This is a genomic window from Chitinophaga cymbidii, from assembly GCF_007992715.1.
Taxonomy (GTDB): Bacteria; Bacteroidota; Bacteroidia; order Chitinophagales; family Chitinophagaceae; genus Chitinophaga; species Chitinophaga cymbidii.
Genome location: NZ_BKAU01000001.1, coordinates 2,578,794 through 2,600,450 on the forward strand (window position 1 = coordinate 2,578,794; position 21,657 = coordinate 2,600,450).

A 21,657-nucleotide genomic window follows, 5' to 3' on the forward strand; every position below is an offset into this window, starting at 1 on the left:
TCGATGCATCTTCGATGTCATCTGGCCCGTAAAAAAGTCAAATATTAACAGATGAAACAACCGCTTTATAAATTCCTCCTCCTCGCCATATGTTATGTGCTGAACAGTTGCTCCACCGGTAAAATGACCGGAACGGACGGCAACCTGGAAGCCGGTTTTATCAACCCGCCGGATGATGCGAAACCGCGTGTGTTCTGGTGGTGGCTGGAAGGAAATATCAACAAAGAAGGCATTCTGACAGATCTCGTTGAAATGAAGAACGCCGGTATTAAAGGCGCCATCATTTTCGATGCAGGTTCTTCCTCCTACAACAAAATGGAGAAAACGGCCGCCGGCCCCGTATTCATGAGCCCCGAATGGATCGATCTGTTCGATTACACCTGTCATGTTGCAGACAGCCTGGGACTGGAACTGAGCCTCAACATCGGCAGCGGCTGGAACGACGGCGGCCCCTGGGTTACGCCGGGGCTTGCATCAAAAAAACTCGTGTGGAGCGAAATAGATGTGCAGGGCCCGCGCAAGTTATCAGATACCTTGCCCATGCCTGCCAAATTGTACACACCCGAAGGCGGCGCGCCTTATTACCGGCCCATCACCGTGCTGGCCGTGAAGCTGAACGAGAACAGCGATAGCGTGAAGCCTTTGGAGAATATGGACATCAAGGCCGTGCACAGCATTTACAGCATTCCTTTTACGAAAAACGGACTGGGGTACGACTGGGACATCTTCATGAAAGAAGAACCGCTTCCGGTCAATGAAGCCAATGCCAGTCTTGAGAATATTACAGATATCAGCTCGTTTGTGGATAAGGACGGAAAGATCGACTGGGACGTTCCCGAAGGCAGGTACCTCATCATGCGCTTCGGGTACACCGGCACCGGCATCAAAGTATCCACCCACAGCCCCGGCGGCGGTGGCCTGGCGATCGATTATATGAGCACGGAAGCGATGGATGTGCAGTATGACAGCGTGGTGAGCGTGCTCACAAAAGGCAAGCCCTCCAAAAGCCTGAAATATTTGCATGACGACAGCTGGGAACTGGGCGCTTCCAACTGGACGCCCACGTTTGTAGAAGCATTCAAAGCGGCTAACGGTTACGACATTACGAAATTCCTTCCCGTGCTTACCGGCAGGATCATTGGCAACCGCGATGCATCTAACCGTTTCCTGTACGATTTCCGCAGAACGATCGCGGACCTCATCTACAAGAACCATTATCAGCGGTTTGCGGAGCTGGCGGCAAAGGAAGGGCTCGGCATCCATTCGGAGAGCGGCGGCCCGCATCCCGCGCCCATTGATGCTTTGAAGAATTTAAGCCTGAACGCCATCCCCATGGGAGAGTTCTGGATCAGGGCGAAAACGCACCGCGTAGAGGCGCACCGCCGTTTATATGTTAAACAGCCCGCTTCCGCGGCGCACATCTACGGTAAAAAGTTTGTACAGGCCGAAGGCCCTACCAGCATCGGCCCGCATTGGGAAGAGGACTTCGCTTACATGAAGCCTACGCTGGACAGGGTGTACTGCGAAGGGCTGAACAGGCTGGTGATACATACTTTCACGCATTCACCGAAAGAAGCCGGCGTTCCCGGTAATGAATATTTCGCCGGCACGCACTTCAACCCGAACGTCACCTGGTGGAAGCAGGCGCCCGCTTTCCTGCAATGGAACGCGCGGAACTCGTTCATGCTGTCGCAGGGATTGTTCGTGGGAGATGTCTGCTATTATTATGGCGATAACGTGCCCAACCAGGTGCCGCTGAAGCATATTGACCCGGATCTCGGAGAGGGCTACGATTACGATGTCTGCAATTCAGACGTGATCCTCACGCGCATGGACGTAAAGGACGGCCGTATTGTATTGCCGGACGGCATGCGTTATGAAGTGCTGGCGCTGCCTGATTTTAAAGTGATGGACCGCGCTGTGCTGGAGAAGATCGCGCAGTTGGTGAAGAAAGGCGCTACGGTCATCGGCCCGCGGCCGGTTTCCTCCGTTGGCCTGAAAGACCGCGATGCCGCGGAAAAAGCGGTGCAGGCGCTGGCTGCTGAACTTTGGGGGAACATCGATGAAAAAACGGTTTTTGAAAATAGTTATGGCGATGGGAAGATCGTATCCGGCAAAAGCATCCGCGAAGTATTGCTTGCCAAAGGCGTGCAGCCCGATGTTGAATACAAAAGCGGCAAACAGGGTGCGCTGATCGATTACATCCACAGAACAACCCCTGATGCGGAGATATATTACATCGTGAACAGGAATGAAAGGCCGGAGTATATCCAGGCAACTTTCCGGGTGAAAGACAGGATGCCGGAGCTATGGAACCCGGAGGACGGCGCGATCACGCCGCAGCAGGTATTTTCTATCAACGAAGGCCGCGTGCAGATGCCGCTGTTCCTCGATCCCTTCGGCTCGGTGTTCGTAGTATTCCGCAAACAGCCTTCAGTCGCACATTACACCGCCATCAGCCGCAACGGACAATCATTGTTCCCCGAGTTACCGGCGGATACATTTGACATCCCGCCATTTACATCCCTCCAAAACGGACAGATCCTTTGCGCATTGGACGGTAACTGGGAGCTGACCAAAAACGACGGCGGCAAAAGCACCGTCAAGGCAGATGTGCCGTTCATGCAGGAGATCAACGCCCCCTGGCAGCTAAGCTTCTCCAAAGCCTGGGGCGGCCCCGAAAACATACAGTTCGATTCACTGGCGTCATGGACCACTCACAGCGATCCCGGCATTAAATACTATTCGGGCACCGTGGCATATGAGAACACCTTCACCGTTGACGCGGCGCAATTGCAGCACAAACGTGTGTACCTGGACCTCGGCGAAATGTACAACCTCGCAGAAGTGACGATCAACGGCAAGGCCGCCGGCGTATGGTGGACGCATCCTTTCCGGAAAGATATCACCGCATTTGTAAAGGAAGGAACGAACCGGCTGCAGCTGAAAGTAGTGAACCTCTGGCCGAACCGGATCATCGGTGATCAGCACCTGCCGGAAGAAAAACGGCTTACGAAAACGAACGTACGAAAATTCGATAAGGATTATCCCCTGCGGGAATCAGGACTGCTGGGGCCGGTGAGGATACAATATTATCCGGTGCAACAATAGATGAAGCAAAGGGCTGATGGCTACCATCAGCCCTTTGTATATTAAAAAGCATAGTAGGCCCCTATACCTATATTCGCTGATTTCAGCCCTGTTCCATCACCGAGACCGGATATCCCCGCATTATACCGCAGGTTAAATCCGATACCGGCTTTCAGCTGCCATCCGAACCCGAATGCAAGATGTGTTTCCAGTTGACTGCGAACATCTTTCGCATTGATGTCAGGCTCGCCATTCTTTTGATATGCCCAGGTGCTGAGCAGCCATCCCAACTGCGGGCCTGCTTCCAGGAAAAAGCCGCTCGGATGACGGTATTGCGCCAGCAACGGCAGACGGATGTATTTGTCTTCGTACTTCATGGCGATATGATCGGTGCCTTCTTCAGAATACATCAGCTCCGGCCGGATAATAAAATATTTGCTCACGGGAACCGCTACAAATCCTCCGGCATAAAATCCGGTTTTGAATTTCGCTCCCTGTGATCCTTCGCCGGTCCATACAGAGAAATTAACACCTGCCTTCGGGCCGTACTGGATTTTTGTTTGTGCTTTGATGATACATGCCGGTGCCAACAGGGCTGCCAGGATCATAACTTTTTTCATGGGGCTTGTTTTTTATGATCACAAAGATGTGATCTGCCCATGAAAGCGGCAGCGGCATTTAACGAATGCGGGTGTTGGATTAATGGACCGGCAGCTTCAGCACATAGCGCTTCCCCGGCCGGATCGTCAGCGAGCGGCCTTTGATCCAGGGATTCATCAGCTTCAGTACTTTATAGGTGGTGCCATTGTCAATGGCGAATGTGGCGAGGTTCGGGATGGTGCGGGTGACTTCCATTTCGCGGAAAGGAAGCGGTTGATACGCATCCTCATCGCTCAGGGCAAACCCCAGCGTGTCCGCATTGGACAGCAGATGCTTGAAGGTCAGTATCCGGTAGATGTAACGGTTCGTTTCTTCCGGCAGGTGCAGATCATAATAATAGCTGGTCTTTTGAAATGTCACCTGCTTGTTATACCCGCCCATGCCACAATTATAGGACGCGGCGGCGGCCGTCCAGCTGCCGAAACGTTCGTATGCCTGTTTCAGGTATTTACAGGCAGCGTCCGTGGATTTTTCCAGGTCATAACGCTGGTCTACTTCGTGATTCACGGTCAGCTGGTAGAGCGGGGCCGTGCCGTCCATGAACTGCCAGAAGCTGACGGCGCCCGCCCTGGAGATAGCGGCTGCCACCAAATTGCTTTCCGCCACGCAGAGGTATTTAAAATCGTCCGGTACGCCGTTGGCTTTCAGCCGCTCGGAGATAGCGGGAAAATAACGGTTGGCCAGTTTGAGTGTATAGAGCACATTCGGCTTGTAGTAAAAGTTGTAGATCAGCTCTCTGTCCAGCCGCTCCTTCACATCCCACCGCTCCAGCGGCACGGCTTCTCCCGCAAAATCTATTTGCGCCGGCAGCTCCGGCAGGAGCGGAGTCGTATTTTTTTCGCTGATGGTGACGGGTTCCGCCTCTGCTTTGAAGGATAGCTGGCTGACGATCATCAAAGTAAAAAGTCCGCCCGCCAGGAAAACCAGCGCGCTGGATAGTATTTTATTCATAAGTAAGTATTTTATTTTACCCGCATCTCTACAAGCATTTGCTGAAAGCCAACTTTCTCGTATGCTTTAATGGCGGCAACATTTTCCGAATATACCTGCAACCGTACCTCATCCAGTCCTTTCGCCGCGGCCCATTTTTTCAGCTCGCCGATAATGCTCTGGATGATCCCTTTGCCGCGATGCTCCGGCACTACATACATCCCGCCGAGAAAGGCGTACCGCTCAAACCGGTTATAAGGCATGCCCGTTTTGATCCGCGCGTTCCCGCATCCGGCAAATACGCCGTCCAGTTCCGCGATCAGCACTTCCGCTTCTTCGCTTGCCATCATGCCGGGCAGATCATAATAACAGAATTGTTCAGGCGTGAACGTTGGGTCGAAAGGTCGTTCGTTTTTGATAAGCTCCTGCTCGGCATGTAACAGCAGTGGCAGGTCTTCTTTTGTAGCTTTTCTGATGACGATATCCTGCATGATCCCGGTTTTTACAAATTTACATTTTCTGAGCGGAGATACCAGAGTAAGTATTATTTCCATTATGTTTACAATAACTTTCGCGCAAATATTGGAGGATAAGAGTTTATATACTGACGAATACCTGTTCGCCCGGATCGCCGAGGGAAATGAGGCGGCCTTTGAACAACTGTTTTACCGCTATCTGCCGAAGCTGCAGACCGTCATCCGCAAGATCGTGAAGCAGGAAGCGGTGGTGAATGATATCATCCACGACATCTTTCTCAACATCTGGGTGAAGCGGGAAGAGCTGCCGCAAATACAGGCCCCGGCCAGCTGGATTTACCGGGTGATGTACAACCGCTCGCTGACCTGGGTGGAAAGGCAGCGGCTGCGGGAGAATAAGCAAAAGAACATGCGTATTGCCACCTCCGCCAACAACACCGAGGAAGCGGTGTTTTTCGCGGAAACTTCCCGGCTTGTACAGGAAGCCATCCGCCGGATGCCGCCGCAAACGCAAAAGATCTACCTGCTCAGCCGCGAATCCGGCCTCCGGATACCTGAAATAGCCGAAACCCTGCGGCTTTCCCCGAACACCGTCAAAAATACCCTGGTACGCGCCGGCAAGCTCATCCGCGATCATCTTCAGCGCAATGGCATTCTGCTGCCCCTCCTGCTGTTCATCTACCGCTGATTTTTTTTTGATGCCGTTAGTCCTGAATGATACTTCGCGGGACTTTATATAAAGAAGATTTATTTACCCATTAAAATTGTGTTGTGTCTAACGAGGAAACAATACTATATCTGCTGGAAAAGCTCCGCAAAGGCGACGCTACCAGTGAAGAATGCCGGCAGCTCCGGCAACTGATCACGGACGATGAAAGCGGGGACATGGCCGCCGCGGCGAACGTCTTTTTCAGCGGCCGGGAAGATATCACCAGCGGGGAAGGTGAGCGTACGCCTTACTGGCAGCAGGCTTTGCGGGATATTCTGCAGGTGGACAAGGTGCAGCCGCCTGCGCGGCCTTTGCGCAGCCTGCGCCGGTTCTGGATAGCTGCCGCGGCCGTTATCCTGCTGGTGGGCATGGCGGGTATCTATCTGTGGAACGCGCGCCCGGTCGTGCAAACACCCGGCCCGCAAACGGTGGCCGACATTGCGCCGGGCAGGGAAGGCGCGGTGCTCACCCTGGCCGATGGCACCGAGGTAACGCTGGACAGCCTTGGCAATGGCGTGGTCACCAACCAGCAGGGTACACAGGTAATGATCCGGAACGGGCAGCTGGTCTACGATCCCACGGGCGAAGCGGCGAGCGGAATGGCCTATAATACCGTCACCACGCCTAAAGGGCGCCAGTTCAGCCTGCTGCTGCCGGATGGTACGCAGGTATGGCTGAATGCCGCCAGCTCCATCCGTTTCCCTACGCTGTTCAGTGGCAGGGAGCGCCGGGTGGAGGTTACGGGCGAAGCTTATTTTGAAGTGGTCAGGAATGCGGACATGCCTTTCCATGTAAAGGTCAATGAGCAAACGACCGTGGAAGTGCTGGGTACGCATTTCAATATACATGCCTATAAAGATGAAAGCCGCATACATACCACGTTGCTGGAAGGAAGCGTAAAGGTCGGCGGCGTGACGCTGCAGCCCGGCCAGCAGGCGCAGGTCAGCATGGAAAATCCCGCCGCTGTGCATGTAGTGAACAACGTAGATATGAATAAAGTAATAGCCTGGAAGAACGGTTTGTTCGATTTCAACGGCGCTTCGTTACAGGAAGTGATGAAGCAGCTGGAACGCTGGTACGATATAAGGGTCGTATACGAAAAAGGTGTGCCCGATATCACTTTCGGCGGCAAGATGACGAAGGGCGTTTCTTTGAACGGCGTGCTGATAGCATTGAAAAAATCAGAAGTGCATTTCAGGCTGGAAGGCAGAAAACTGATCGTAATGCCATGATAATTTAAAATAAAACCTATGCCGGATCAGTAAAACAAAACCGGAAGTGTTGGTCGCACTTCCGGGGGATTGTTCAGCTGATCTTAAAACGGTCTCGACAACCAATTTCATTAACAACCAAACACTACTAAGGTATGCAAAAAATTGCTACTGGCGGCCTGTGCTACCCGGTCCCGTTGTCTTACGGACCGGTCCCCCGCCACCCGGGGACCTGGCTGCCCGCTCAAATGCTGAGAATTATGAGGATGCTCACTATTATGCTTTTCACCGCCTGTTTATCTGTTCATGCCACCGGTACGGCGCAGAACGTAACGCTGTCCGGCCACTCCATTTCCATCAAACAGGTGTTTGCCGCTATTGAGCAGCAAACGGGATATGTGGCCTTTTACAATGAAGATATTCTTTCCGGTACAAGACCGGTAACCGTTTCGGTAAACGACATGCCGTTGAAAAGTTTGCTGGACATGGTATTGAAAAATCAGCCGCTGGATTATATGATCCAGGACAAGACCATCATCCTGTCACGCAAGGCCCTGCCCGCAGCGGTTACGCCGTCCGTGGCGCCGGCGGCAGCGATCCCGCCGGTGAGGCTGCGCATTACCGACACAAGCGGGCAGCCTTTGCCCGGCGCTTCCGTGAGTATCCGGAACAGCAAGATATCCGGCATTACGGATGCGGATGGTGTGTTCAATGCCGATGTAAAAGAGGGGGATGTGCTGCTGGTATCCTTTGTGGGACATGAAACCAGCACCATTACCATTACGCCGTCCATCCTTAGCCGCGCCACCCTTTCCATTGCCCTGCAACCATCGGTAACGCGGCTGCAGGAGATCGCTGTAACGGTGAACACCGGTTACCAGGTTGTGGCCAGGGAAAAGATGACGGGCGCAACAGTGTCTGTCGGCAGCGGGGAACTGGAAAAAAGATATACGCCCAATATACTCGACAACCTGGAAGGCAGGGCGCCGGGGCTGGTGATCTACCGCGGCACCACTTCTATCCGCGGGATCGGCACCATCAACGCCAACAAGAACCCGCTCATTGTACTGGATGGATTACCGGTGGAAGGCAGCGTGGCGGACATCAATCCGTATGACGTAGCGAACATTACGGTGTTGAAAGATGCCGCCGCCGCGGCCATCTACGGAGCACGCGCCGCCAACGGCGTGATTGTGATCACCACCAAAAAGGCCAAAGGGAAACGCACCACTGTGGAGTTTTCCAGCGATATGACCGTTACGCAGAAGCCTGACCTGGACTTCAACCTGATGACGCCCGCGCAGCAGATAGATAAAGAAGGCGAAGTATTTGCCTACCTGTACGCCAATACCGGCGGCGCATATCCCAATACCGCCGCGGCAATAGCGGCCACCGACGCCGCGATCAACCGGGGCAGCTCCATGTCGCCCTTATACTATGCTTACTACCGTTTAGCTAAAGGGGATATCACCCAAAGCGAATTTGACCAGGAAGTAGCCAGCCTCAAACAAAATAACTTCCGCCGGCAGTTTAAGGATAACGCCCTGCGGAATGGCTTGCTGCAACAGTATAACCTGGCCGTACGCAGCGCGGGCGACAAGTTTCAGTCCAACCTCGTGCTGAACTACAAAACCAGCAATACGGGCATCATCAATGCGTACGACCGCCAGCTGAACCTGTTCTATAAAGGTGCATACGAGGTCGCTCCCTGGTTGAACGCCAACTACGGCGTGAATACGGTGTTGGGATATGGCAAAGAAAGCAACAGCAGCTTTGCCACCAGCGGGCTCAATGCGCCATCTTACCAGCCGCTGCTGGATGCCGGCGGCAACCGCGTGTATTACGCCACCGCTGACTACAACAGCTACAATACCAACCCGGCCAGCCAGCCATTGTATGATCTCAAAGTCAATCATCTGGATGAACTGGGAAAAGATTTTAAACGTACCAACAGCCAGCACAACCGGTACTACCTGAACCTGACGGCGAAGGTAATACCCGGCCTCACGCTCACGCCGCAATTCCAGTATGAAAGCGATGCGATCAATACGTCCGCCTATTCCGAAGAAGACAGCTACATCATGCGCTACCTGAAAAGCGTGTATACAACGCTGTTACCCACCAATGGCGGCAAGCTGGCTACTACCCATACCAGAGGAGATTACTGGACGGCGCGCGGCCAGGCGCAATACCAGCGCAGGTTTGGAAAGCATGCGGTGGATGTGATCGCGGGTACGGAATTCCGGCAGACGCGCGTCCGGGGAACGGGTGGCCTGCTGCTGGGATATGATGATCAGTTGCAGTCACATGCCACTACCTCCGTAAGCTTTCCGGCGCTGAATGCATACAGGAACACCACCGCGTTCAAACCCGGCTTCAGCACCGTTCAGCTATATGAAACCTACCTGTCCGATCCTTTCGCCGTATTCCCTGAAACCGTGCACCGCTTCAATTCCAACTATGCGAATGCCACCTATACGTTCGACGACCGCTACAACGCTTTTGGCTCTTTCAGGGTGGATTACGCCGATGTATTCGGGCTGGATGAGCGGTTCCGCGGCAAGCCGCTGTGGTCCGCCGGCCTGGGCTGGAACATCCATAACGAATCGTTTATGGAAGATGTACAGTGGATCAACTTCCTCAAGCTGCGCACGACCTACGGCGTAACCGGCAATATTGTACAGGGCGTGAGCAGCTTTCTCACGGCCAATTCCACGCTGGTGAACACGATCACCAGCTTCCCGATGTCCGTCGTTACCAATGCCGCAAACCCGGAATTGCGCTGGGAGAAAACAGCCACTACCAATGTGGGCGTTGATTTTTCTTTGCTGGACAACCGGCTGAACGGCTCGCTGGACCTCTATCGCAAAAAAGGCTCCGACCTGCTGGTGACCACCCGTCTTGATCCTTCCGAAGGCTTCACCAGCCAGATCATTAACAATGGCAGGCTCCTGAATAAAGGGATCGAGCTGAACATACAGTACGAATGGTTTTCCGCAGCAAAGCCGGGCGATCTGCGCTGGATGACCGGCGTAGTGCTGAGCAGGAACAAGAACAGGATCACGTATATCGACGAAGTGGCGACTACACCGGTAGCGCTGGCACAGGGCGGATATAAAGTTGGTTATCCCGTGAACGCCCTCTATGCGTTCCAGTATAAAGGACTGGATGCGAACGGGCAGCCGCAGTGGCTCGCCGGCAACGGGGATCTCACCACGCTGGCGTTAACGGCCAATGATATGAATGCCGTGATCTATGCAGGCACTACAGATCCGCAGATCAACACTACGCTGACCAATGAACTGTACTACAAAGGATTCAGCCTGAACGTACTGGCTGTTTATTACGGCGGGCAAAGCCTCCGGGCGGTAGTTCCGGAAGTAGTGAGCGGCGTGTCTTACGGCTCCATGCCGGCATATCTCGCCGACAGCTGGGAACCCGGCAAGACCAATACCATCATACCCGGCTATGGTAAATATTCACCCGGCCTCTATCCCGGCACCCGCAGCGCACCGGCTTATCACCTCGGTTTCTCGGATGCATTCGTGCGGAAAGGCGATTTCATAAAGATACGCAGCGCCACAGTCGGCTACCAGCTGCCGCAGCAGTGGACCCGTAAAATAGCGGCGCAATCTGTAAGACTGCGTTTCCAGGCAAACAACCCGAAAGCGCTGTGGACGCGAAATGACATTGGTATAGATCCCGAAACCGGCGGCGCCCGCGTGCCCGCTTCTTACGTGTTCGGTATTAATGTCAACTACTAAACTGAATGAACATGAAAAAGATATTAGCTATTATACTGGTCATCGCGGCATTCCCGGCCTGCCAGCGATTCACGGAGATCACGCCGAAAGGCGCGAACATCCTCAGCCGCGTGTCTGACCTTGACCTGCTCCTGAACTACAATTTTTCTTCGGGCGATGCGAACAGCGCGCAAACCGCATTCTCCCCCAATGATGTGGGTAACCTGGTGAACGACATCTATGCCTACACCACCAACATCCCGTCCCTGATCACCACCAGGCCGCAAACGCTTAACTATGCATACACCGTGTATGACGCAACGGTGGACAGAAAGCTGCTGGCCGTTACAGATGCGAAGTATGAGAAGATGTATTTCATCATCAACAACGTTTGCAATGTGATCATCAAAAATGCGGACAAGGCGACCGGCGACCGCGAGAAGGCGGATCAATACAAAGCCGAAGCATATATCCTGCGCGCCTACATGCATTACCTGCTGGTAAACCTCTACGCCAAAGGCTACGATCCTGCTACAGCGGCTACAGATCCAGGCATACCTTATGTGAAGGAAGACAACGTTATTTCCGAGCCGAATAAAAAAAGTACGGTTGCGGAAGTATACGCCAATATACAGGCGGACGTGGACGCGGCATTCCAGTTGAACAGCCTGCCGCGCATCCCTGTGAACAACATGCGCGTTGGACTGGCGTTTGCTTACGGCGTGAAAGCGCAGGTATTGCTGACCGTGCGCCAGTATGCGGACGCGCTGACCGCTGCGCAGCAAAGCCTGAATATCGACAGCGTATTGACGGATGACCGGCTCTATGCGCCTGTGGGCACCACGGGCTTCGTGAAACCGGTGGTGACGCCCGCGGAAAATCTCTTTTATATAGGTGCGGGCGGCAGTCCCACCGCTGCTTCCGTCAGCCTGGAGATCACCAACGAAATTTACGAGCCCGGCAACATCATCAACAGCTATGTGCAGCCGTATTATAATATGGACAATCCTTTCTCCGGCCTCCCCGGCTCAAAACTGTGGATCAGCCAGGGCGGCGTATATGCCATCAATACCGCGGGCCTCACCACCAGCGACACCTATCTCATCAAAGCGGAATGCCATGCCCGCGGCGGGAATTTGGAGGAGGCGCTGCGCATTATCAACAAGATCCGGGAAAGACGTATTCACCCGGATGTATATGCGCCCGTAACGGCCAACACCGAAGCCGGCGTAATGGCCCTGCTGATGCGTACTTCGCGGATAGAGCTGCTGTACTCCATGCGTAACTTTTTCAACATCAAACGCTGGAATACGGAACCCGCCTATGCACAGACCATTACCAGAACGGTGAGCGGCGTCACCTATTCACTGGAACCGGGATCGCCGTTATGGATATTCCCGTTCCCGCAAAGCGCGACCAACTATAATAAAGAACTCACACAAAATTATTAAGACCATGCAAAGCATACACATTGCCGCTGCGCTGCTGTTACTCACGATAACAACGCAGGCGCAGGAAACATTTACCATCAAAGCAAAAACCGGCAACAGCAATCCGCCGGGGAAAGCATACCTGCTGTACAAGAACGGGCGGGATATCATTACGGATTCCGCTGTATTGCACAACGGCGCTTTTGAATTCAAAGGCAGCCTTAAAGAACCGACCCTCGCCCGCCTGATCGTAGACCACAAAGGCGTGGGGTTTACGCAGACAACATCTGCCTCCGACATGACGATGATGTACCTGGAAAAGGGGACGATTTATATCAATGCGCCGGACTCCGTGAAGAAAGCGAAGATCACAGGTTCGCCCATCAACCTGGATTATAGCCGCTACCAGGCGTTTATTGCCGGCGCCACAGAGCAGGATATGCGGGCAAAACAGTTCGAGTTCATCCGGGCAAATCCTGATTCCTACGTCAGCCTGTACACATTGCGCGCAGCCGCGGTACCCGTTATTGACGTGCCGGTGATCGATCCGCTTTTCAGCGGCTTGTCCGAACGCCTCCGGGAAAGCATTACCGGCCGTGAGTTCAAAGCGCTGATCGACAAAAGGCGCGCGCTGGCAATAGGCCAGATGGCGCCCACCTTCACCCAGAATGATGAAAACGGCCAGCCGGTAAGTCTTACCGACTTCCGGGGGAAATACGTGCTGATAGATTTCTGGGCGTCGTGGTGCAAGCCTTGCCGCGCGGAGAACCCGCATGTGGTAAAGGCTTATAACAAGTATAAGGACAAAAACTTCACCGTGATCAGCGTTTCGCTGGACAGACCCGGTAAAAAGGAAGACTGGCTGAAAGCGATCAAAGCGGACGGGCTGACGTGGACGCAGGTGTCTGATCTGCAATTTTGGGATAATGCTGTGGCGAAGATGTACGGCGTCAGGAGCGTTCCCCAGAACTTCCTGCTGGACAAAGAAGGACGGATAGTGGCGGAAGACCTGCGCGGGGAAGCGCTGGGAGCGGCGTTGGAGAAGTTTTTGAAATAGGATGACAGGCGATATAAGCGTTTGCTGAAAAGTGGATGCTTGTATCGCCTGATCTGAACGGGTTGATGTCTGGGGAGGATGTTACTTTTTCTTTTTAGAGGATTTAGCTTTCGGGTTAAATGCCAGGCACAGCCCGATCCAGTAATCGAAATCCTTTTTACTGCGCATCCCTTCGTCCGACACAAATACCTACCCCTTCATCGGCCTACCGGTGAACACCATTTCCCGGCATCCGTTCCTTTCGAGCACCTGCTCGTATTGCTCTTCCCCGATCCGGCACATCATTTCATCACCCGCCACGCCCACGCACATTTTATCATTTACCATATAGCAGATGCCGCCGAACATCCGTTTTTCGGATACGCCGGGTACTGCTGCCAGGGCTTCCCTGATCCTGTTGCTGAGTTGTTCGTTAAAGGCCATAAAAAATGGAGTTTTTATTCTTCAAACCCTTGTTTTAGCTCCTGCAATAAAAGAAAATTTTCCTGAACGGTATTGTCAAAATATTCCCGCATTATCAATGCCATTTTACTTGTATGTGGCTCCGCCGTATTCGATTTCAGAATGTGCCTGATCCGTTTGTATAATCGTTCATCCCGTATGGCAATCCCCGCAATCTCACGCCCCAGGGCCCTGGCGGCAATATTGAGCAATTCGCTGTTGTCATCTTCAAAAAGATCGCTATGTTTTTCCCAGATAACATCCTGGTACATATTAAAGAAGTGCTTCAATATGTCGCTTATATCTTTTATGTCATCCCTTCTTGCTTCCGGACGGTCATCCCAGGCTATCAACTTCAGCAGCACAATGCCGGGGAGCGTACAAATTTTGAACTGGTGTATTTCTTCCAGCTCTATTTCCGGTAATTCCTGTGCATATACTTCTTTAAATCCATCAACATGCATCGTGCTATATCCGTTTCCGCTGACAGACACGCGCCTGTTCTCATCTTCAATTGCGCCAAAGGGTAACAGGTCAACTTCGGTGCCATCTTTCCATATAAGTACAAAGGCGTTTCCGCTATAAGGGGAAAACCCTTCGTGGTGGATGAAGTACGCTTTTAATTCCTCGTATACGCCTTTGTCGTTTATAAATATGGCAAAATCTATATCTCCTGTTGTTCGCCCGGGCAGAATTTTATTAATTCCGCTCATCCATACGTCCCGGGAAACGGCCCCGACAAGGTAATAGTCAATCCCGAACCGGGAAAAGCCTCTTTCCAGCGCGGACAAAAGATTGCTTAATTCCTTATTCTGCCTGATCTGCTCAAAACGTATCTTGTAAATACTCATTATAAATTTTTTGCGCAGTTTCTATGCATCGCCTGTCTCCGGTATTCATCAGGTCTGCGTAGATGAGCAGTGGTGGAGCGATGGTGTTCTCTTCGTTACCTTCCCAGAATTTTTGATAGACGTTTATATTCCCGGTTTCATCAGGTACCAGCCGATAACGCTTTATCAGATCGCTTCTTTTTTCGAGGGTATATAAAGTAAATTCTCCCGGTTTTAAATATCCTGTTAACAAATCAGCAGCTGGCTCTCCGCCCCAATATGTTTCACCGGTTTTTAGCGGCAATTTTTTCCATTGCATATACTCGTCGTCTTTCAGAAAGCGGAATGTAGCTATCTTTAAAGAAGGCTTTAATTTATCCCTGTAGGCCATCATCCATGTATCCAGCAATGATTTTTTATTGACCAGCATAAAGGTTTTCCTGTCTTTTTCTATCAAAAAGCCCTGCTTCCTGAGCGCTGTCATTATAACATTGATATTACCAAAGCTGACACCGGTTTTTTTTGCTATTTCCCTGTAGGTCATATTCACCAGGCTTTCATCAGCCAAAAAATGAAAGATCAGCCTAAGCCCGGTTTTTGAAAATGCTCTTCCCGGCTTTTCTTCCGGTGGATTTGTTTTTTTTCCGTCCAGCCAAAAGTAGATGTCCTTATCCTTTATGTAGGTGTTCCCATTTGTTTCCAGGTAAGCGATGCCTTCTTTTCTTAACTCTTTTTTAAGATTGGGATAAATGTATTCAGCAATTACTATAAGCGGATGGTAGGTGGCTTTCTGCGCCAGGATCTTGGGCAACTGATTATTGCGCAGCTCGCTTTTCACTTCGGCAAAGAAATGGTACTCCTTCTTGTTATACCGGAAAGTTATTTCGCCGTCCAGCGCCTTGTGACGTGACGCCTTCCACTGCATGGTGATGTCTATCAGATCTTCCAGTGCCGTTATGGCTTTCTCTGCGATGTACTTGTCCATGTTTACTTTTAAAATTTGTTTCTTTTTCGTAAACAAACATTATTCGTAAACAAATGTAACCAGTATTATTGAGAAATCAGTTGTTTTATCATTATATTTCACTATGTCTGCACTGAAAAAATATTCCCCGGTTCTCGCTATCTGCGTGTTTTTTTCTTTTTCCCCTTTACAGGAAACGCCCTGGCAAAGCAACCACATCAAAATAACCGGCAACGGCCAACTGGAATACATCCCCGATGAACGCGGAAACATCATCCCCGATTTCAGCAGGGTAGGGTATTATTATGGCGATAAACCCCTCCCCACCGTACCCGTCGTAAAAACAATATCCCCCACCGGCACAGACAACGACCAGGAGCACATCCAGGCCGCGATCGATGAAGTGTCCGCGCGAAAGCCCGACAGAAATGGATTCCGCGGTGCGCTGCTGCTGAAGAAAGGGACCTACCGCATACCGGAAAGCATCCGCATAAAAACCAGCGGTGTTGTGCTGCGCGGCGAGCCGGGCACAACACTTATCGCCACCGCGAACAAACAGGTGTCGCTGATACAGGTGATGGGAGAGGGGCAGATCACGGAGCTGCCGGGCTCCCGCGTGAAGATCACGGACGACTATGTGCCCGCGGGCACATGCTCTTTTCTTGTGGAGAACGCCGGCAAATTCACAAAGGGCGATAAGGTGATCGTTTTCAGGCCGGGCACGGCGCAGTGGATCACCGATCTGCAAATGGACCGCATTGAAGAACGCCCCGGCACAAAGCAGTGGCGCCCGCAGGAATATGATCTGCGGTTTGAACGCACCATCACGAAGATCGAAGGCAACAGGATATTCATTGACAACCCCGTTGTAATGCCGATGGAAACGAAGTACGGCGGCGGGGAGTTATATAAGTATCGTTTCGACGGGCGTATCAGCCAGGTAGGTGTGGAGCAGCTGAACTGCGAATCCGTGTACGAGAAAGACACTTCTGAAAATCACGCCTGGAGCGCCGTCACCTTCGGGAAGGTGGAGCATGGATGGGTGCAGGGCGTAACGGCGCGGTATTTCGGGTTCAGCTGCGTGAACCTGCAACGCACCGCCCGCAATATTTCCGTGCTGAACAGCAACTGCTTTGATCATAAATCGATCATCACCGGCAGCCGCCGTTATTCATTTAACAACGACGGGCAGCTGAACCTCTTCATGAACTGTCACACTACAGACGGACGGCATGATTTTGTAACGGGCGCCATCACCTGTGGCCCCAACGTATTCGTGAACTGCTCGGCGAAACGCACGCATGCGGACATCGGGCCGCATCACCGCTGGAGCAGCGGTACTTTATACGATAACATCACCACCGATGGCGACATCAATGTGCATGACCGCGGCAACTGGGGAACGGGGCATGGATGGGCCGGCGTTACGCAGGTGATCTGGAACTGTTCCGTCAGGAAAGCGGCGGTGCAAAACCCCTGGGTTTCCGGGAAGAACTATTGCATTGGCTTGCAGGGAGAAAAGTTTGAAGGACGCCTGAAAGGCAGGCCGGACGGGGTTTGGGAGGGGCAGAATAAAGCGGGACTGACGCCTTCTTCCTTGTACATGGCGCAGTTGAAAGCCCGTCAGCGGAAATAAAAAGGCCAGCCCAAAGTGTCTTTGAGCCGGCCTTCAATGACTATGCAAAGATTCCCTTCACCATCTCCATGCTGATCGCTTCAGCAGGATTAAAATCTTCCGACAACAGGTAGCGCAACAGCGAATACCTGAATTGCGCTGCTACTTTCCGTTTTTCCAGATCCGTGCTGATATCCATGCTGCATATCATCAGCCTGCCCTTGCCCACTTTCGCTTCGGCGAGCACGGCCATTTTACGGTTCGCCTTCCAGGACGGGACCATCTGGATCAAGGGGCGGTAGCTTTTCGGCCAGGGATGTTTGGCGGCGAACTCGTCCAGGATAAATGGACTGGCCTGTGTCAGCAGCTCCCACCATTGCCAGTTGCCGTGAAAGTCCGTGGGGAAATGCCGGAACACCGGATGTTGAGGATCGGTTAGCAATCCGCAGGCGGAAGTTTCCCCGCCGTGGAAATCGAAGGCGGTCCAGTAGAACGTGCCGAAACATTGCACCAGCTTGCCTTTCAGGGTTTCACGTTCCGGCAGCAGCAGCACGGTCTTTCCTTCGTTGAGCGCATGCAGGGCTTCGTCCGTGAGGGTTTTTACGATCAGCAGATGAGCTGTAGGCACTGCGGGCACGGCTGCGGGGTACACCCAGAAATCCCAGTCATTCACTACATCGTTCACCGCAACGGAAAGGTTGTATTTCGCGGGCGCATCAAAATTTTTCAGGTCGATGGAAAGCCGGCCGGCTGCTTGTCCTGCTCCTTCCGGGAACGTTTTGCCGGCAAGCGTTTCGCGGTGAACAACATCCCCGTTTGCGGAGCGCACGGTGCAATGTATCCCGGAGGACTGCAATACGCCGCCCGAGAAATTATACAGTTCGAGGCGCGCATCCAGCCGTTCGCCGTTTGTCCATGTCCGTTTATCCATCCTTGCCAGTACCACCGTATGATCGCAGCATCTGCGCAGCATTTCCGGCTTTACGTATGGCTTTGCATCGTAAAAGAAATCCAGGAACCCCACCGGCGCGGTTCCCTGCCCCGGAAAATCCTGCAACCCCAGCAGATGAAATCCCCCGATGCCAGGCGTCCGCAGGTTCGCTTCGATCTCTTCCTTATACATCTCTATCTGCCACTTTCCTGATGCCTGTACGAAATCCGGCACCTGTTCCAGCATGCCCAGCTCTTGCAGTTGATCGCGCGCAATGTCCAGATACGTGGGCTGAAGGCTGCCGGTGAATTTTCCGGGCAGCTGCAATACGTCCGGGTACGCGCAGCGTTGCGCAATTTCATGCGCGATGAACGGGCGGTCGCCTTGTTGTATGCCGGCGGTATAATCGCGGGTAGTAGCGGGCGGGAACTGATAGAAATACGAAGGGCCGGGCGTGGGCGGCCATCCAAGGTAATACCTTGCCCGTACGCCGTTCCTTGTGCCCCCGCCAACATAGAAATCGCAACCTTCCAGCAGCGGTTTGCCGCCGGTCTTGCCATTGTACAGGCGCCTGTTGTCGTTCTTCCATTCCCGGAGAAAATATTCGAGATATTCTTTTTTAACGCTCTTTTCGTTGCCGAGGGATAAGGTGACAAAGCTCGGGTGATTGCCGTACCGGCGGAGGATCGCTTCGCTTTCTTTTTTATAGAATTCAAATTGCTCCTGTGTTTGCACGCTGCTCCAGTCCCCGCATTCGGGTTGCAGGTAGATGCCCGCTTCGTCCGCCGCTATGAAAGCGGCTTCGGGTGGGCACCAGGAGTGGAAGCGGATGCAGTTCATGCCCCATTCCTTGTGTATCCGCATGAGTTTCTTCCACCAGTCCGGCCCCATCTCCGGGTATCCGTGCAGCGGGAAAATGGCGGTGTCCACATTCCCGCGGAGGTGAACAGGTTTGCCGTTAACGGTGAACTGTGTGCCGGCGCGGGAGAAGTCGCGGATGCCGTAGCGCACTTTGCGGGTATCCCGGTGGCGCCCGGCTTTCAGCTGCACGGTTATGTGATGCAGATGCGGATGGTGCTCGTCCCAGCGCGGGAGGCCATCGCTGGAAATGTCCAGCTGCAGGCGGGTTTCGCGGCCTTCGAGAAGCACTTCTTTTTCTATTCCCTGCGCGCTCACTTTTCCGCGAACGGCGCCGCCGGTGATATTGCCGATGGTGATGTGCAGTTTGTCCGGGTAAACCTGCACGTCATCTATCCACACCTTGTCCGTGGCTTTCAGCGCAATGGCTCCCACGATGCCGTTCCAGGTGCCCTGCGTTTGTTCGGAGATGCAATGCGGCATGTCGCCTACGTCTACCAGCCGGGAGTTATCTACGCGGATGGAAATATGATTGCTGCCCGTTGTCACCAGTTCCGTGATATCATATTCATGGGGGGCGGACAGGTACATTTGTGTGCCGGCCTCTTTTCCATTGATATGCACGGTGCTTTGCCAGTGCACTCTTTCCAGCGTCAGCAGTATTCTTTTATGTTTCCAGGCGGTGGGTATCCGGCATTCCTTTTCGTACCATGCGGCGCCGAGGTAATGTTTGCGCGGTTGCAGGAATTCGTAGTTCTTGACGTTGCCCGGCTGCCGGTATTTTTCGTATACGGGACTGGTTTTCCAGACGCCTTTCAACGGGCCGTCCCACCATTCCGTGTCCGCCGTTACTTCGTTGCCAAAGCCCTGCGCCTGCATGGAGCCGGGCAGCTTTACCGCGCCGGTCCATTGCTGCGCGCGGTAAAGCCATTCGCCGGATAATGGAATATAATTGTCTGTTGCGGCCATCCATTTAAAAGATGGCAATACGATCATGGCGCCGCCCATGGCGGTGTTCTTTATAAAATCTCTTCTGCTTGTCATGTTACCAGTACGGGTTCTGTTTTAGTTTCGGGTTGATGGTCACCTGGTTGGCGGGCAGCGGGAACAGGTAATGTTTGGCGGGATCGAAATGCCGTTTTGCGGCGGCTTCCACGATAATGAACCCTTCATTGTCCACCGTGAAATTGGTGGTGGAGTAGGGCGGCCTTGTCTGCCATTCGGTGCCGGTGTATTTGAAGCCTTTCAGCGCCAGCGGCATTTCCGTTTCGGCGGTCTTCCACCGTCTGAGATCATCAAACCGGTAACCTTCAAAAGCCAGTTCCACCGTTCTTTCCCGGCGGATCTCGGTGCGCATGTCAAGACCGTTCACCTGCACAAATGTGTTCGTCAGCGGCGGCATGTCAACGCCGGTGCGGCTTCTGACTACGTTAACGGATTTGTTGAGATCATCGTCCGAGATGGCATTGTTCCTTTCAAAGGTGGCTTCCGCGAAGATCAGCAGCACTTCCGCGTAACGGATGATGTGCCAGTCGAAATTGTGCTTGCCGGAAGTGGCGTTGCCCACGGGGTCTTCCGACAGGAATTTGTACAGCATGTAACCTGTGTAGGCGAAAGGCCGGGAGTTAAAGAGCGGCCAGCGTTCCGGTGCGGTTGCCTGATCCGGATAGAACGGCTGCGCCACCTTGCTGCCGGGCAGCAGAATGGTTTGCGTCATGCGCGGATCGCGGTTTTCATATTCGGAAGTGAAGGTGGCATATCCCTGGAAGGAGGATGATTGGCTGATAGGCAGGCCATCCCGGCAGAGGTACATGTCCGCCATTTTTTTGGTGGGGGACATTTCGCCGTAGTAGATAAGGTTGGCCCAGCTCTGCGGGTCTACGTTCACATCAAAGCGGCGGTCCAGCACGCATTCGGTGGACCGGTCGCCTTCGTCGATGAACTGGTAGCGGTAGCTTTGGGCGCCTTTCCCGGAGAACAGCGCGTATTGCTTGCTGTTGATTACTTCTGCGGCGGCTTCAATGGCATCGTCCAGCCGCTCATTGGCCCTGGCGTCGCCCCTGAATTTTCCCCATGTGCCTTCAAACAGGGCCACGCGGGCTTTCAAAGCGAGCGCTGCGCCTTTGGTAACACGGCCATCGTCTTCCGCCTTCAGCTGCTTTTGCAGCGGCAGTACAGAGGCGGCATAGTCGAGATCGGCGAGAATGAAATCCACCACTTCGGCGCGCGGCGTTCTGGCGCCGTACAATTCCGGTGAATTCAAATCCAGCAGCTTGTCGATCAGCGGCACGTCACCAAGATCTTTCATCAGCCGGAAATAAGTATACGCCCTGAAGAAACGCGCTTCGCCCACCCATTGCGCAACCTGCTCTTTGATCGGCGAGCTTTCCGCCTTGGCGATGAGGTTGTTGCAGCCGCGGATGGTGGTGTAGGAATTGTTCCAGAAACCAAGACTTTCCGGCGTAAGCGCGGTGCCGTTGCTGGTGGTATTGGGCGTGATGCCGTATGCAATATCTGAACGGTTGTCGCCAACGGACATGCCGGGATGCTCTTCCAGCGAAAAATAAAAGTTATTGGCGGCCAGCTTGAAGTCCGCCGGCGTTTTCCAGAAAGATGCGTCGGATACTTCCGTGATCGGGTCGAAGTTCAGGCTGCAGCTTTGCAGGAGTATGATGGAGATAAGAAATATCGGTATGAACTTTTTCATCGCAG

General features: G+C 53.1%; 15 protein-coding genes. 7 read left to right on the forward strand and 8 right to left on the reverse strand.

Features of this window, described 5'->3' with window-relative positions; translation table 11 throughout:
* Positions 1-51: 51 nt before the first annotated feature.
* Complete coding sequence (locus CCY01nite_RS10685; protein ID WP_146860530.1) at positions 52-3,111, forward strand: glycosyl hydrolase; 3,060 nt, start codon at positions 52-54, stop codon at positions 3,109-3,111.
* 41 nt (positions 3,112-3,152) lie between these two features.
* Here the strand turns inward: CCY01nite_RS10685 and CCY01nite_RS10690 are convergent, their stop codons facing one another.
* From CCY01nite_RS10690 to CCY01nite_RS10700, 3 genes are all read right to left on the reverse strand, one after another.
* Complete coding sequence (locus CCY01nite_RS10690; RefSeq protein ID WP_146860533.1) at positions 3,153-3,710, reverse strand: porin family protein; 558 nt, start codon at positions 3,708-3,710, stop codon at positions 3,153-3,155.
* Positions 3,711-3,789: 79 nt separating this feature from the next.
* Complete coding sequence (locus CCY01nite_RS10695; RefSeq protein WP_146860536.1) at positions 3,790-4,701, reverse strand: lytic transglycosylase domain-containing protein; 912 nt, start codon at positions 4,699-4,701, stop codon at positions 3,790-3,792.
* 11 nt (positions 4,702-4,712) lie between these two features.
* Positions 4,713-5,171: a GNAT family N-acetyltransferase gene (locus CCY01nite_RS10700; RefSeq protein WP_146860539.1), complete on the reverse strand. Its 459-nt coding sequence runs from the start codon at positions 5,169-5,171 to the stop codon at positions 4,713-4,715.
* 64 nt (positions 5,172-5,235) lie between these two features.
* On the opposite strand from CCY01nite_RS10700, the gene CCY01nite_RS10705 reads away from it, so the two are divergent.
* The 5 genes from CCY01nite_RS10705 to CCY01nite_RS10725 all read left to right on the forward strand — a co-directional run bounded on the left by CCY01nite_RS10705 (position 5,236) and on the right by CCY01nite_RS10725 (position 13,306).
* A complete protein-coding gene (locus CCY01nite_RS10705; protein ID WP_186830999.1) occupies positions 5,236-5,844 on the forward strand; it encodes an RNA polymerase sigma factor in 609 nt (202 codons plus the stop codon).
* A gap of 83 nt (positions 5,845-5,927) precedes the next feature.
* Positions 5,928-7,097, forward strand: coding sequence for a FecR family protein (locus tag CCY01nite_RS10710; RefSeq protein WP_146860545.1), 1,170 nt, complete (start codon positions 5,928-5,930; stop codon positions 7,095-7,097).
* A gap of 239 nt (positions 7,098-7,336) precedes the next feature.
* Complete coding sequence (locus tag CCY01nite_RS10715) at positions 7,337-10,840, forward strand: SusC/RagA family TonB-linked outer membrane protein (protein ID WP_186831000.1); 3,504 nt, start codon at positions 7,337-7,339, stop codon at positions 10,838-10,840.
* 11 nt (positions 10,841-10,851) lie between these two features.
* Positions 10,852-12,270 (forward strand): RagB/SusD family nutrient uptake outer membrane protein, encoded by a 1,419-nt coding sequence (locus CCY01nite_RS10720; RefSeq protein WP_186831001.1) that lies wholly within the window; start codon positions 10,852-10,854, stop codon positions 12,268-12,270.
* Between the two features lie 4 nt (positions 12,271-12,274).
* A complete protein-coding gene (locus CCY01nite_RS10725; protein ID WP_146860554.1) occupies positions 12,275-13,306 on the forward strand; it encodes a TlpA disulfide reductase family protein in 1,032 nt (343 codons plus the stop codon).
* A 189-nt stretch (positions 13,307-13,495) separates the two neighbouring features.
* Here the strand turns inward: CCY01nite_RS10725 and CCY01nite_RS10730 are convergent, their stop codons facing one another.
* The 3 genes from CCY01nite_RS10730 to CCY01nite_RS10740 are packed head-to-tail and all read right to left on the reverse strand — an operon-like array spanning position 13,496 to position 15,562.
* Positions 13,496-13,729: a TfoX/Sxy family protein gene (locus tag CCY01nite_RS10730; RefSeq protein WP_222614340.1), complete on the reverse strand. Its 234-nt coding sequence runs from the start codon at positions 13,727-13,729 to the stop codon at positions 13,496-13,498.
* A 14-nt stretch (positions 13,730-13,743) separates the two neighbouring features.
* The gene (locus CCY01nite_RS10735; RefSeq protein WP_222614341.1) at positions 13,744-14,538 is read right to left on the reverse strand and encodes a hypothetical protein; all 795 of its coding nucleotides are present in this window, start codon (positions 14,536-14,538) and stop codon (positions 13,744-13,746) included.
* Positions 14,539-14,572: 34 nt separating this feature from the next.
* A complete protein-coding gene (locus CCY01nite_RS10740; protein ID WP_146860561.1) occupies positions 14,573-15,562 on the reverse strand; it encodes a type IV toxin-antitoxin system AbiEi family antitoxin in 990 nt (329 codons plus the stop codon).
* 103 nt (positions 15,563-15,665) lie between these two features.
* On the opposite strand from CCY01nite_RS10740, the gene CCY01nite_RS10745 reads away from it, so the two are divergent.
* Entirely contained in the window at positions 15,666-17,177 is a 1,512-nt protein-coding gene (locus tag CCY01nite_RS10745) for a pectate lyase family protein (protein ID WP_146860564.1), read from the forward strand.
* A 40-nt stretch (positions 17,178-17,217) separates the two neighbouring features.
* Here CCY01nite_RS10745 and CCY01nite_RS10750 read toward each other — a convergent pair whose 3' ends face one another.
* Together CCY01nite_RS10750 and CCY01nite_RS10755 are read right to left on the reverse strand one after the other, a co-directional pair.
* Complete coding sequence (locus CCY01nite_RS10750) at positions 17,218-19,989, reverse strand: DUF8487 domain-containing protein (protein ID WP_146860567.1); 2,772 nt, start codon at positions 19,987-19,989, stop codon at positions 17,218-17,220.
* Between the two features lies 1 nt (position 19,990).
* The gene (locus CCY01nite_RS10755) at positions 19,991-21,652 is read right to left on the reverse strand and encodes a RagB/SusD family nutrient uptake outer membrane protein (protein ID WP_146860570.1); all 1,662 of its coding nucleotides are present in this window, start codon (positions 21,650-21,652) and stop codon (positions 19,991-19,993) included.
* Between the last annotated feature and the right edge of the window lie 5 nt (positions 21,653-21,657).

Bases quoted from the DNA above. Each gene is read 5' to 3' on its own strand.
- CCY01nite_RS10685 (WP_146860530.1), top strand. From the start codon at position 52: ATGAAACAACCGCTTTATAAATTCCTCCTCCTCGCCATATGTTATGTG.
- CCY01nite_RS10690 (WP_146860533.1), bottom strand. From the start codon at position 3,710: ATGAAAAAAGTTATGATCCTGGCAGCCCTGTTGGCACCGGCATGTATC.
- CCY01nite_RS10695 (WP_146860536.1), bottom strand. From the start codon at position 4,701: ATGAATAAAATACTATCCAGCGCGCTGGTTTTCCTGGCGGGCGGACTT.
- CCY01nite_RS10700 (WP_146860539.1), bottom strand. From the start codon at position 5,171: ATGCAGGATATCGTCATCAGAAAAGCTACAAAAGAAGACCTGCCACTG.
- CCY01nite_RS10705 (WP_186830999.1), top strand. From the start codon at position 5,236: ATGTTTACAATAACTTTCGCGCAAATATTGGAGGATAAGAGTTTATAT.
- CCY01nite_RS10715 (WP_186831000.1), top strand. From the start codon at position 7,337: ATGAGGATGCTCACTATTATGCTTTTCACCGCCTGTTTATCTGTTCAT.
- CCY01nite_RS10720 (WP_186831001.1), top strand. From the start codon at position 10,852: ATGAAAAAGATATTAGCTATTATACTGGTCATCGCGGCATTCCCGGCC.
- CCY01nite_RS10725 (WP_146860554.1), top strand. From the start codon at position 12,275: ATGCAAAGCATACACATTGCCGCTGCGCTGCTGTTACTCACGATAACA.
- CCY01nite_RS10730 (WP_222614340.1), bottom strand. From the start codon at position 13,729: ATGGCCTTTAACGAACAACTCAGCAACAGGATCAGGGAAGCCCTGGCA.
- CCY01nite_RS10740 (WP_146860561.1), bottom strand. From the start codon at position 15,562: ATGGACAAGTACATCGCAGAGAAAGCCATAACGGCACTGGAAGATCTG.
- CCY01nite_RS10745 (WP_146860564.1), top strand. From the start codon at position 15,666: ATGTCTGCACTGAAAAAATATTCCCCGGTTCTCGCTATCTGCGTGTTT.
- CCY01nite_RS10750 (WP_146860567.1), bottom strand. From the start codon at position 19,989: ATGACAAGCAGAAGAGATTTTATAAAGAACACCGCCATGGGCGGCGCC.
- CCY01nite_RS10755 (WP_146860570.1), bottom strand. From the start codon at position 21,652: ATGAAAAAGTTCATACCGATATTTCTTATCTCCATCATACTCCTGCAA.